At 65.2% G+C, this 13,129-nt stretch carries 8 protein-coding genes; 2 read left to right on the plus strand and 6 right to left on the minus strand.

The features are described 5' to 3' along the window. Positions 1–96: 96 nt before the first annotated feature. Both acnA and ASD87_RS16605 read right to left on the minus strand, forming a co-directional pair. A complete protein-coding gene (acnA, locus tag ASD87_RS16600; RefSeq protein ID WP_056323778.1) occupies positions 97–2,802 on the minus strand; it encodes an aconitate hydratase AcnA in 2,706 nt (901 codons plus the stop codon). Between the two features lie 249 nt (positions 2,803–3,051). Further along, positions 3,052–3,960, minus strand: a complete 909-nt coding sequence (locus ASD87_RS16605) for a LysR substrate-binding domain-containing protein (protein WP_056323780.1) — start codon at positions 3,958–3,960, stop codon at positions 3,052–3,054. Between the two features lie 150 nt (positions 3,961–4,110). Here ASD87_RS16605 and ASD87_RS16610 point away from each other — a divergent pair, with 150 nt between their 5' ends. Beyond that, positions 4,111–5,019 carry a pirin family protein gene (locus ASD87_RS16610; RefSeq protein ID WP_056323784.1) on the plus strand — a complete coding sequence of 303 codons (909 nt, stop codon included), beginning with the start codon at positions 4,111–4,113 and terminating at the stop codon, positions 5,017–5,019. Positions 5,020–5,250: 231 nt separating this feature from the next. Beyond that, positions 5,251–7,467, plus strand: coding sequence for a TonB-dependent siderophore receptor (locus ASD87_RS16615; protein ID WP_056323787.1), 2,217 nt, complete (start codon positions 5,251–5,253; stop codon positions 7,465–7,467). A 112-nt stretch (positions 7,468–7,579) separates the two neighbouring features. On the opposite strand, the gene ASD87_RS16620 is transcribed toward ASD87_RS16615, so the two are convergent. From ASD87_RS16620 to ASD87_RS16635, 4 genes are all read right to left on the minus strand, one after another. Further along, a complete protein-coding gene (locus ASD87_RS16620) occupies positions 7,580–8,176 on the minus strand; it encodes a hypothetical protein (RefSeq protein WP_056323789.1) in 597 nt (198 codons plus the stop codon). Positions 8,177–8,382: 206 nt separating this feature from the next. After that, the gene (gene acnB / locus ASD87_RS16625) at positions 8,383–10,974 is read right to left on the minus strand and encodes a bifunctional aconitate hydratase 2/2-methylisocitrate dehydratase (protein ID WP_056323792.1); all 2,592 of its coding nucleotides are present in this window, start codon (positions 10,972–10,974) and stop codon (positions 8,383–8,385) included. A 233-nt stretch (positions 10,975–11,207) separates the two neighbouring features. Next, on the minus strand, positions 11,208–12,095 hold the full coding sequence (locus tag ASD87_RS16630; RefSeq protein ID WP_056323795.1) for an FxLYD domain-containing protein: 888 nt from the start codon (positions 12,093–12,095) through the stop codon (positions 11,208–11,210). Next, positions 12,085–12,963 (minus strand): FxLYD domain-containing protein, encoded by an 879-nt coding sequence (locus ASD87_RS16635; protein ID WP_056323798.1) that lies wholly within the window; start codon positions 12,961–12,963, stop codon positions 12,085–12,087. Before ASD87_RS16635 ends, ASD87_RS16630 begins: the two co-directional genes overlap by 11 nt. Between the last annotated feature and the right edge of the window lie 166 nt (positions 12,964–13,129).

Consider the following 13,129-nt stretch of genomic DNA (forward strand, 5'->3'; position numbering starts at 1 on the left):
GTCAGACACCTGCCGAATCATGACGCAGGGCCAATGAAAAACGCCCCGGAACCGCAAGGTCCCGGGGCGTGTTTGTTGACGCGAACCCGCTGTCGGTCAGGCCGCCAGCAGCTGGCGCAACACGAACGGCAGGATGCCGCCGTGCTGGTAGTAATCCACCTCGATCGGCGTATCGATGCGCAGCAGCACGGTCACGTCCTGCTTGGAACCGTCCTTGCGCGTGATCGTCAGCGTCACGTCCTGCATCGGCTTGATGCCGTTTTCCAGGCCGGAGATGTCGTACGTTTCTTCACCCGTGATGCCCAGCGATTGCACGCTGTCGTTGCCCTTGAACTGCAGGGGCAGCACGCCCATGCCCACCAGGTTGCTGCGGTGGATGCGTTCGAAGCTGCGGGTGATGACCGCCTTGACGCCCAGCAGCTGGGTGCCCTTGGCGGCCCAGTCGCGCGACGAGCCGGTGCCGTACTCTTCGCCGCCGAACACCACGGTGGGTGTGCCGGCTGCGACGTACTTCATGGCGGCGTCATAGATCGACATCTGTTCGCCGGTGGGCTGGAACAGCGTTTCGCCGCCTTCGAAGCGGCTGCCGTCGGGCAGCGCCGGGATCATGAGGTTCTTGATCCGCACGTTGGCGAACGTGCCGCGCATCATGATTTCGTGGTTGCCGCGGCGCGAGCCGTAGCTGTTGAAGTCGGCCTTCATGACGCCGTGTTCTTTCAGCCACTTGCCCGCGGGCGAGCTTTCCTTGATGGAACCGGCAGGCGAGATGTGGTCGGTGGTGACCGAATCGCCAAACACCCCCAGCGCGCGCGCACCCTTGACCGTGGGCATCGCGCCCGGGGTCATGCCGAAGCCCTCGAAGAAGGGCGGTTCGGCGATGTAGGTGGAATCGGGCCAGTTGTAGGTGTCGCCGGTGACGCCCTTGATGTTTTCCCAGAGCTTGCCGGGATTGCTCTTGACCTGGCCGTAGTTGGCTTCGAAGGCTTCCGGGTCCAGCGCGTACTTGAGCAGCGCGTCGATTTCCTCGGTGGTCGGCCAGATGTTGCCCAGCCACACGTCGCCGTTCTTGCCGCGGCCCACGGGCTCGGTCATCAGATCGCGCGTCACGGTGCCGGCCAGCGCATAGGCCACGACCAGGGGGGGCGAGGCCAGGAAGTTGGCCTTGATGTTCGGGTGAATGCGCGCCTCGAAGTTGCGGTTGCCCGAGAGCACGGCCGAACACACCAGGTCGTTGCTGATGATGGCTTCGTTCAGGTCCGGGGTCAGGTCGCCGGCGTTGCCGATGCAGGTCGTGCAGCCGTAGGCGGCCACGTCGAACCCGAGCTTTTCCAGGTAGGGCAGCAGGCCCGTCTTGGTCAGGTATTCGGTGACGACGCGGGATCCGGGGGCGAGCGAGGTCTTGATGTGCTTGGGCACGGTCAGGCCGGCTTCCACGGCCTTTTTGGCCAACAGACCCGCCGCCAGCAGCACGCTGGGGTTGGACGTGTTGGTGCAGGACGTGATGGCCGCGATCAGGATGTCGCCGTTCTTGATCTTGGTGCCGGCGCTGGTCGTGAAGGTCTGGTCGAGCTTTTCGGCGGGCTGGTTGAAGCCGTTTTCGGCCACCGGCTTGGAGAACAGGTCGATGAACGTGTTCTTGACGTTGCCGATCTCGATGCGGTCTTGCGGCCGCTTCGGGCCCGCCAGCGACGGCGCGACGGTGGACAGGTCCAGCGTCAGCAGCTTGGTGAAATTGATGTCCTTGGACGCGGGCACGCCGAACATCTTCTGCGCCTTGAAATAGGCCTCGAAGGCGGCGATTTCCTCTTCGGTGCGGCCGGTGCCGCGGAAGTAGTCGATGGTGCGTTCGTCGACCGGGAAAAAGCCCATGGTGGCGCCGTATTCCGGTGCCATGTTGCCGATGGTGGCGCGTTCGGCCACGGTTAGGCTGGCGGTGCCTTCGCCGCAGAATTCGACGAACTTGCCCACCACCTTTTCACGGCGGAGCATTTCAGTGATGGTCAGCACCAAGTCGGTGGCGGTGACGCCGCCGCGCAGCTGGCCCTTGAGCTCGACGCCCACCACGTCCGGGGTCAGGAAGTACACGGGCTGGCCCAGCATGCCGGCTTCGGCCTCGATGCCGCCCACGCCCCAGCCGACCACGCCGATGCCGTTGATCATCGTGGTGTGGCTGTCGGTGCCCACCAGCGAGTCGGGGTAATAGACGTTGTTTTTCTTGTCCTGGTGCACGCCGCGCGCCAGGTATTCCAGGTTGACCTGGTGGACGATGCCAAAGCCCGGGGGCACGACGCCAAAGGTGTCGAATGCCTGCATGCCCCACTTCATGAACTGGTAGCGCTCTTGATTGCGCTTGAACTCCAGCTTCATGTTCAGGTCCAGCGCGTTCTTGGTGCCGAAGTAGTCGATCATGACCGAGTGGTCCACCACCAGGTCCACGGGCACCAGGGGCTCGATGCTCTTGGGGCTCTTGCCCATCTTGTCGGCAACCGAACGCATGGCGGCGATATCGGCCAGCAGCGGCACGCCGGTGAAGTCCTGCAGCACGACGCGGGCGACCACAAACGGAATTTCATCTTCGCGCTTGGCGTTGGCTTGCCAGTTGGCCAGCTGACGGACGTGTTCTTCGGTGACCTTCTTGCCGTCGCAGTTGCGCAGCACGGATTCCAGCACGATGCGGATGGAGACCGGCAGCCGCTGCACATCGATGCCAAGCGACTTGCCCAGCGCCGGCAGCGAATAGAACTGACAGGACTTGTTGCCGATCTTGAAATTCTTGAGTGTGTCTAGGGTGTTGTGCGGCATGATGGACTCCGTGGTTTTGCCCAGGCTGAAGGCGGCATTTTCAGGCGTTTCGGCGAGTTTGTCATTGTCTCTTGGACAAGTTTGCCGAGGGTCTATATCTTGGTTTGTGTCTTATATCTTATATAAGACTTGAGCGGCACGTCAAAGTTCCGGCACCGTATCGCGCCAGACCGGTTCGGATTCGGCGAAACCCTTACTTTGGCGGACGCGCGCCAAGCCTGCAAGGCCCTGTGCTCCGGAAGCCGCGCTTCAGGTCAGGTGCGCGGGCAATTCAGCCGCCGTGAATTCAAGAAAGCGCTTCAAGGCCAGCGGCTCGCCGCAGCGCGCCGGCATGACGGCATAGATCCGGGCGGGCGCGGGCGTCCAGTCGGGCAGGATGCGCGCCAGCCGGCCTTGATCGAGATCGTCGCCGCACAGATAGCGCGGCACCAGCGCCAGACCCAGGCCCGCCGCCGCCATGGCGCGCAGCGTGTCCATATTGCTGCTCAGGCTGCGGGGCTGGAATTCCACCGCTTCCATTTCGCCGCCCGGGCCGGTCAAGCGCCAGGTGTGCAGGCCGTCCTGCGTGCCGTGGGCAAGCAGGGGCAGGGTGGCCAGGTCGCGCGGGTGACGCGGCGGGGATTTGGCCATCGCCGGGCTGCACACCAACGCCATCGGCACGGCGGAGATTTCGATCGCATTCAACCGGGCGTCGGTCAGCGACGATGACTGGGCGCGAAAGCCCAGGTCGTACCCTTCGCCGACCAGGTCGATGATCTGGTCTCGCGTCTCCAGCAGCACGCGCACGCGGGGGTGCTCAGCGCAGAAGCGGGCGACCAGGCCGCCCAGAATCCGGGTCGCAAGCGGCGAGGGCGCGGTGATGCGCAGCATCCCGGCGGGCGCATCGCCCATGGACGCGGCCAGGTCGAAGACACTGCGCGCTTCGCGGGCCAGCGCTTTGGCGTGGGCATGAATCTGTTCGCCCATCGGGGTGAGCGACACGCGCCGCGTATTGCGCTGAAGCAGGCGCACCCCCAGGCGCGCTTCCAGCTCGGCGACTCGGCGGCTCAGCTTGGAACGTTGCATATTCAACACACGTGCGGCCGCCGAGAAGCCGCCTTTTTCAACGACTTCGCTGAAAAGCAGCAGGTCTTCAAGGCGGTGAACGTAGTTAGGCATACAGCGTTTTAATAGGGGAATTCGGAATATTTGCTGGCATTGTCCTGACGGACGGGACAATTATTCCTGAAATTGGCCCCTACTGTCCGGCAGTCCGAACTCATAAGCTGTCGCGGCAATACATGTTCAGCAACCAGCAAGGCAGCATTTTTGACTCTTCACCTTAGCGCCGTCGTTCCGGGCTCCAGCCGCTACATGGGCGACGCCTGCACCATCCGCCAGTTTCGCCATACCGATTTCTCGCGGTGCATCTCGCCCGTGGTGCTGGTGGATCACTTCGTCATGACGGGGCCGACCTTCGAACCGCACACGCACGCGGGCATCAGCGCCGCGACCCTGATGCTGGAAGACAGCACCGGCGTCATGCAAAGCCTGGACGGCATCGACAACAACCAGGACATTCACGCGGGCGACCTGCACTGGACGCAGGCCGGGCGCGGCATCGTGCACGCGCAGCGGCCGGTGGGCGAGGCCCGGCTGCACGGCCTGCAGATCTTCATCGATCATCCGGCGCACCTGAAATCCTTGCCGCCCATGACCTCGATGCTGCGCGCCGCGGACATGCCTGCCATCCAGGCGCCATCGGGCAAGGTCCGGGTCGTGTCCGGCAGCTTCGGGGGGCTGAAGTCGCCTTTGCGCACGCCCGAACCGTTGCTGATCCTGGACGGCTGGCTACGGCCCGGCGCAACCACCCTGGTGCCCATGCCGCCCGGCTGGAACGCCTGGTTTTACGCCATCCAGGGCGACCTGGGCGTGCGCGCCAGGCATTGCAGCAAGGGGGCGGGGCCGCTGCCCAAGGTGGCGGGCGGCGATCCGGATTTTGCGATCGTGCCCGCCGGCAGCGCCGCGGTGGCGGGCGCCACGCGGGATGGTGAAGAAGGGGTCCTGCTGCTGATGGCCGGCAAGAAGCCCGTGCACTTCGTGCTGGTGGCGGGATCGGCGGTGGGGGAAGTGCCGCAGCAGGGGGACGCAGCGTTGCCCGACGCGGACGGGGCGCTTGCCGAGGCGTTGGCGGCGTATGGGGAAACCGAACCGGCCGATGCGCTGACGACCTGCTGAATCGTCGCGGGATATGTTGCTTGGCCGCAACGCCGAGCCTCAATTCTGTTTGAGAGAATCAATGAGAACGATTCTCTTTTGGTAACATCGTCGCGGTCAGACCTCAAGACCCCAACCGCGAATGAGCTTGGATGGCGCCGGTCACCCCGGATAGCCACGCGATTCGAATCGGGTTTTTGCGGATCTCCCCACCGCAACGCGGACCCGCTTCCGCTTTACCAGCGCCCCGATATGAAAATCAGAACTCTCGCTTGCATGGCCGCCGCCTTGCCGTGCTTTGGCGCCGTCCACGCCCAGACCGCTCCCCAGACTCAGCCCGCCACGACCAGCGGCTCCGTGACCTCGATGGACGCCATCCGGGTCGAGGCCAGCGCGGACGCATCGGCAGGCGGTCTGTCTGCGCCGTTCGCGGGCGGGCAGGTGGCCCGCGGCGGCCGTGTCGGCATCCTCGGCACCGAGGACTTCATGAACACGCCGTTCAGCGTGACCAGCTACACCAACGAGCTGATCCAGGACCGCCAGGCCAAGAGCGTGGGCGACGTGCTGCAGAACGACTCGGGCGTGCGCGTGGCGCGGGGGTTTGGCAATTTCCAGGAGTCTTACTTCATTCGCGGCTTCATTCTGAGTTCGGATGATGTGGCGTACAACGGCCTGTACAGCCTGCTGCCCCGGCAATACATCGCCACGGAGCTCTTCGAGCGCGTGGAAGTGCTGCGCGGCGCGACGGCCTTCCTGACCGGTGCCACGCCCGGTGGCGGCGGCATTGGCGGCGTCATCAACCTGGTGCCCAAGCGCGCGCCGAACGAGCCGTTGACGCGGGTCACGACGGGGGTTTCCAGCGGCGGCCAGTTCCAGTTGTCCACCGATATCGCCCGCCGCTTTGGCCCGGACGACAGCACCGGCATCCGTTTGAACGCCGCGCAGCGCAGTGGCGACACGGCCATCGACGACGAACATAGCCGCACCAGCGTGGTCTCCTTGGGCCTGGACTGGCGGTCCGCCGACACGCGCCTGTCCGCCGACATCGGCTGGCAGGAAAACAAGCTCAAGCGCCCGCGCCCGAACGTGACGCTGGGCGCCGGCGTCACGACCGTGCCCGATGCGCCGGACGCCAGCTCCAACTACGCGCAGCCGTGGACGTATTCCAACGAGCGCGACGTCTTCGGCACGCTCCGCGCGGAACATGACTTCAGCGACAAGCTGACGGCGTACGGCGCGTTCGGCATGCGCCGCAGCGACGAAGCCAACTCCCTGGGCAACATCACGCTGACCAACGGCAGCACCGGCGCCGGCAACTTCTACCGCTTCGACAACACGCGTGAAGACAGCGTCAACACGGGTGAAATCGGGCTGCGCGGCAAGTTGCGCACGGGTCCCGTGGGGCACGAGTTCGTCGTGTCGGCGTCCTGGTTCGATCTGAAGAAGAAGAACGCGTACGTGATGGACTTCCGCAACACGTTTCCCACGAACATTTACGATCCCATCTCGTACGACAAGCCTGCCTTCAGCGCCGGCGCGCTGCGCGGCAATGATCTGGACAACCCCGCGCTGCAGGGCCGTACCCGCCTGAGCAGTTACGCCATCGGCGACACGATGTCCTTCCTGGACGACAAGGTGCTGTTCACGGCCGGCATCCGCCATCAGCGCATGTCGCAGCGCGATTACGCGTACAACACCGGCAACGAAAGCGGCGCCTACGACGCCAGCCACAATTCGCCCGCCTTCGGTCTGGTGGTCAAGGTTGCGCCCAGCGTATCGCTGTATGCCAACTACATCGAAGCCCTGGTTGCCGGCCCGACCGCGCCCGCAACCGCAGGCGGCCGCCCGGTGCCGAACGTGGGCCAGAGCTTGCCGCCCTTCGTGTCCAAGCAGAAGGAAGTAGGCGTGAAGTACGAAGGCGACAGCCTGGGTGGCGGCCTGGCGTTCTTCTCGACGGAAAAGCCGCGCGCGGCCTACAACGCCGCCAACGAGCTGACCAATTCAGGCAAGGACCGCCACCAAGGCGTCGAGCTGACCGTATTCGGCGAACCCGTGCGCAGCGTGCGCCTGCTGGGCGGCCTGACCTGGCTCGATGCCAAGCAGGTGTCGACGGGCACCGCCTCGCTGAATGGCAACCGCGTGATCGGCGTGCCGCGCTTCCAGGCCAACATGGGCGTGGAATGGGACATCCCGGGCGTCGAAGGCATGGCCATCGACGGCCGCGTGGTCTACACCGGCTCGTCGTATGCCGATGACGCCAACACGCTCAAGGTTCCGGGCTGGACGCGCTTTGACGCCGGCCTGCGCTACATGATGGACGTGGACGGCCACGTCCTGACGCTGCGCGCCCGCGTGGACAACATCGCCAACCGCAACTACTGGTCGTCGGTGGGCGGCTATCCGGGCAATGGCTACCTCGTCCTGGGCGGCCCGCGCACGTTCTCGCTGTCGGCCAGCATGGACTTCTGATCGCGGCGGGCGACCGTCCACGCAGAAAAAATCCCGGCCCGCCGGGATTTTTTTTCGTTCATGCAGCGCGAGGCGCGGTGGACGGTGTCAGACACCCGGGCGATTCAGCCCTTCACCAGAACCATCCGCCCCGCGACAGGCTCGATTCGCAGCTCTTGTACTGCGCCGTGAACTTCTCGGCGCGCGCCTGCACCTTCTGCGAGACGGTTTTCAACCATGCCTTGCGGTCGTAACTGCGGTTGCGGTAGCCGGTCCAGCCCTCGTGGTAGTTCAGATACTGCCCATACGCATCCCACTTCGAGATGCCGTTGATACGCTGCGTCTTGTTCATGTACCAGCCCATGAAGTCCAGCGCGTCGGCGAAGTTGTCGCGGCTGGATGTCCAGCCGCCCGCTTCGCGCTTGTAGTCGGCCCAGGTTTCGTCCTTGGCCTGCGCATAACCGTACGCCGAGCTCACGCGGCCCCACGGGATGAAGCCCAGGAAGTAGTAGCGCGGCGGCAGCGCGTCGTGCTTGAAGGAAGACTCCTGGTACATCATCGCGATCGGCACCGGCACCGGGGCGCCCCATTTCTTCTGCACCTCCAGCGCCGCGTCGTGCCATTCCGGCTTCTCGCGGAAGATGGCGCAGATGTTGTCGGGATTCGAGGGCGGCGCAGTGGCGCAGCCGGCTAGCGTCAGCAACAGCGTCGGCGGCAATAGCCGGATCATTGGCAGGCTTCCTCCAGGAAAAATGCGCCGGGGCTTTCCCGGCGATGGCGGCCGACGTCTCACCGGCATGCCTGGATTGTATTGAAACGTTTCGTTATACAGGCTGCCTGCTGATCCCAATCGCTCGGACAGAGGCAAAAAAAACGGCCCCGGGCGATTGCACGGGGCCGTTGTTCAGGCCGCGAGGCCTGGCTGGGGGATCAGGATCAGACCTCGATCACGTCCGCCACGTCCTTGTAGTCGGGGATCTTGTCGAAGTTCAGGTACTGGTAGATCTGGTCGCCGCTCTTGTTGATGACGCCCATGTCGGCCATGTACTCGTCCTTGGTCGGGATGCGGCCAAGCTTCGAGCAGATCGCGGCCAGTTCGGCCGAACCCAGGTACACGTTGGTGTTCTTGCCCAGGCGGTTCGGGAAGTTGCGGGTGCTGGTCGACATGACCGTCGCGCCTTCGCGGACCTGCGCCTGGTTGCCCATGCACAGCGAGCAGCCCGGCATTTCGGTACGGGCGCCGGCCGTGCCGAACACGCCGTAGTGGCCTTCCTCGGTCAGTTGCGTGGCGTCCATCTTGGTCGGAGGAGCGACCCACAGCTTGACCGGGATGTCGCGCTTGCCTTCCAGCAGCTTGGACGCCGCGCGGAAGTGACCGATGTTGGTCATGCAGCTGCCGATGAACACTTCGTCGATCTTGGCGCCGGCGACTTCGGACAGCGTCTTCACGTCGTCGGGGTCGTTCGGGCAGGCGACGATGGGTTCATGCACGTCGGCCAGGTCGATCTCGATGACCGCGGCGTATTCGGCGTCGGCGTCCGGCTCCAGCAGCTTGGGGTCGGCCAGCCAGGCTTCCATCGCCTTGATGCGGCGGCCCAGCGTGCGCTCGTCTTCGTAGCCGTTGGCGATCATCCACTTGAGCATCACGATGTTGCTGTTGATGTACTCGATGATCGGTTCCTTGTTCAGGCGCACCGAGCAGCCGGCGGCCGAACGTTCGGCGGAAGCGTCCGACAGTTCAAAGGCTTGTTCGACCTTCAGGTCGGGCAGGCCTTCGATTTCCAGGATGCGGCCGGAGAAGATGTTCTTCTTGCCTTGCTTGGCAACCGTCAGCAGACCTTGCTTGATGGCGTACAGCGGAATGGCGTTGACCAGGTCGCGCAGGGTGACGCCGGGCTGCAGCTTGCCCTTGAAGCGCACCAGCACCGATTCCGGCATGTCCAGCGGCATGACGCCCGTGGCGGCGGCAAAGGCCACCAGGCCCGAGCCGGCCGGGAACGAGATGCCGATGGGAAAGCGCGTGTGCGAATCGCCGCCGGTGCCGACGGTGTCGGGCAGCAGCATGCGGTTCAGCCACGAGTGGATGACGCCGTCGCCCGGACGCAGCGACACGCCGCCACGGGTGCTGATGAATTCCGGCAGCGTGTGGTGCGTCTTGACGTCCACGGGCTTGGGGTAGGCGGCGGTGTGGCAGAACGACTGCATCACCAGGTCGGACGAGAAGCCCAGGCAGGCCAGGTCCTTCAGTTCGTCGCGGGTCATGGGGCCGGTGGTGTCCTGGCTGCCGACCGAGGTCATCTTCGGTTCGCAGTAGGTGCCCGGGCGAATGCCGCGGCCTTCCGGCAGACCGCAGGCGCGGCCGACCATCTTCTGGGCCAGCGTGAAGCCGCGGCCGGAGTCGACCGGATCCTTGGGCAGGCGGAACAGCGTCGAGGGCGGCAGACCCAGGGCTTCACGGGCCTTGGCGGTCAGGCCGCGGCCGATGATCAGCGGAATGCGGCCGCCGGCGCGCACTTCGTCGAACAGCACGTCGGACTTGACTTCGAATTCGGCGATGACCTCACCGTTCTTGATCGCCTTGCCTTCGTAGGGGCGCAGCTCGACCACGTCGCCCATTTCCATCTTGGACACGTCCAGCTCGATCGGCAGGGCGCCGGCGTCTTCCATCGTGTTGTAGAAGATCGGGGCGATCTTGTTGCCCAGGCACACGCCGCCAAAGCGCTTGTTCGGCACGAAGGGGATGTCTTCGCCCGTGAACCACAGCACCGAGTTGGTGGCCGACTTGCGCGACGAACCCGTGCCGACCACGTCGCCCACGTAGGCGACCAGATGGCCCTTTTCCTTCAGGGATTCGATGAACTTGACCGGGCCGCGCTTGCCGTCTTCTTCCGGCTCGAACGCGGCGCCGTCGCGCTTGTTCTTGAGCATCGCCAGGGCGTGCATCGGGATGTCGGGACGGGTGGTGGCGTCGGGAGCGGGCGACAGGTCGTCGGTGTTGGTTTCGCCCGGGACCTTGAAGACCGTGATGGTCAGGCTTTCCGGCAGTTCCGGACGGCTGGTGAACCATTCGGCGTCGGCCCAGCTTTGCATCACGGACTTGGCGTTGGCGTTGCCCTTGTCGGCCTTTTCCTTCACGTCGTGGAAGGCGTCGAACATCAACAGGGTCTTCTTGAGCGCATCGGCGGCGATGGTGCCGATTTCCGCATCATCCAGCAGGTCGACCAGCGGGCCAATGTTGTAGCCGCCGAGCATCGTGCCCAGCAGTTGCGTCGCCTTGGCACGGCTGATCAGCGCACAAGCTTCCTTGCCCAGGGCCACGGCGGCCAGGTAGGAGGCCTTGACCTTGGCGGCGTCGTCCACGCCGGCCGGCACGCGGTGCGTCAGCAGCTCGACCAGATTCTGCTCCTCGCCAGCGGGCGGATTCTTCAGCAGTTCGATCAGTTCAGCGGTTTGTTTGGCCGTAAGGGGCAGCGGGGGAATCCCCAGAGCCGCGCGTTCGGCAACGTGTTGGCGGTAAGTATCCAGCATGTGAGGCCTGCTCAAAGTCGGGTTGGAAGAAGGGTTGTCGGCCGGAATTGTAGAAGCAAGTGGGGGCAGGTAGCAAATGTCTTATATCTTATATAAGACTTGACCCGATAGCCTGTTGCTCGGCGGCGACGTCCGGGAGGGCGGGGCGGCGCTGACCGGCGGATCTCAGGCCGGGCGTCATGAAAAAGGGCGGCCGCATGGCCGCCCCGGGGAAACGCCTTTCAGTCGGGTGATCAGGGCGCGGTGGCGTCGTAGACCACGCCAACGCGGGCGAAATTGCCGCCGTACTGCTTGACCTCGACCTCGAAGGGCGCGCTGTCGCCAGGCGGCAGGCGCGGCACGCGCAATTCCTTGAAGGTGGCGCCGGTGAGCTGGTCCTGGGCGTCGTACAGGCTGACCCACACGCGCACCTTCTCGACCTCGCGCTCGCTGTCGTTGCGCACCCGGCCATGCACCGTCACGTACTTGTAACGGAAGCGGTAGGTGAAGTTCAGCGTGCCGGTGCCAATGGCGGCTTCGGTGTTTTCCACGGTCACGGCAAGCTGCGGCCGCGGGCCGGGCAGGGCGGCGCGCTTGGCGGGCAGCCAGTTCGTCTTGACCTCGGAAAAGCGTTCTACGCGCCCGGTCAGCGCCACGGGCACGCGCTCGCCGGGATACAGATACGTCGGCAGGCTCCAGGACTGGCGCAGATCCAGCGGGCGCGAACCGTCGAACACCGCGATCTCGGCCCGCGGCGACAGCGCCACGTATTCCTTGCTGGTGTTGACCAGTTCCGCATACAGCACGGGCCGTTCGATCTCGTCGAGCAGGCGGCGCGGCGCCGACAGCTTAAGCGCCCCGGCGTCGAACAGCGCGAAGTCCGGGTCCAGCAATTCCTCGGTGGTCAGACGGACATGGTCGATGACCCGCGTGTTGGCCGGGCTGACGCGCACAATGCGGCTGGCGGGCGGTTCGGCCGCAGCCGGCGCGGCCTTGGCGGCGGTTTGCGCGGGGGGCTGGCTGCGCGGCCCGAGGGCGGTGAACTTCCAGGCGGCGTAGGCGCCCGCGGCAAACAGGATAAGCGCCAGCGCGGCCAGGGCCGGCCGCGACAGGCGCCGGGAGGGGGAGCGATCAGCTTTCACTTTGCACCATGTAATCGTAGGCGGCGACCTCGCCGTCGCGCAGCATCTCGCAGCGCACGTCAAACGACGTCAGCGCATCCGGGGCCAGCGGGCTGGCGGTGGCGTAGCCGTTGCCGGTGCCGATCAGCCTGCCGTCGGCGCCGTACAACATGACCGTGATCTGCGTGCTGCTGGCCGGCTGGACGCCCTGGTTGCGGATCAGGCCAACCAGTCGGTAGGTGCCGTCGTTGCGGACGAGCTGCACCTTGCTGGCGGCCACGTCGTTGTTCTTGCCACGCGCCGGCGACGGCGTGGCAACCTGCAGGTCATAGCGGCTGAACGCCTTGTCCGGCGCAGAGATCTTCAGGGGCGTGTATTCCCCCGGTTGCAGCGAGCGCGCGGGCGCCGAGCCCGACACGGTGGCCAGCGACAGGTCGCCCTGGAAGAACGATGCCGATACACGCGGCACGTCGATCTTGCGGCCCGTTTCGTTGCGCACGATCATGACGAGTTCGGTGCGCCCGCGGGTCTTGATTTCCTGCACGTCGGTCAGCTTGACCAGCGAGGCGTCGATGGGCGGTTCGGCAATGCGGGTGGGCGCGGATGACGGGCGCGAACCCAGCGTGGAGACGACCAGGGGGACGATCACCGCGGCCAGGATCGCCACCGAGATCGCCACGATCGCCACGGGCTTGATGGGCGCCGGCTGAGGCTTCTGGATGTTGCGCAGGATTTTTTCCAGGCGCTGCGCCACGTTGTCCTCGACCAGCGTGACCGCGTGGCAGTGGCTGCACTGGTATTCGTTGGTGTCCAGCTTGGTGAACTGGGCGCTGCCGCAGGTGGAGCAGGTCAGCGTCACCGTATTGATGGTGGTCTGTTTGGGCGTCATTCTCGGTACGCAGGCGGGCCGCCAGCGCTGCGCGAACGAGGTTTGCGCGGCGGACGGCAGGGGATAGCCGGGCGGCAAGGATAGCGGCCGAGCGGCATGGCCGGGGTGCATGAGCGCATCAGATTGTGACCAACTGTGTGCATTCGGCGCGAAGGGGGCCGGATCA

Origin of the sequence: Achromobacter sp. Root170 (assembly GCF_001428165.1) — a bacterium.
GTDB lineage: Bacteria > Pseudomonadota > Gammaproteobacteria > Burkholderiales > Burkholderiaceae_B > Achromobacter > Achromobacter mucicolens.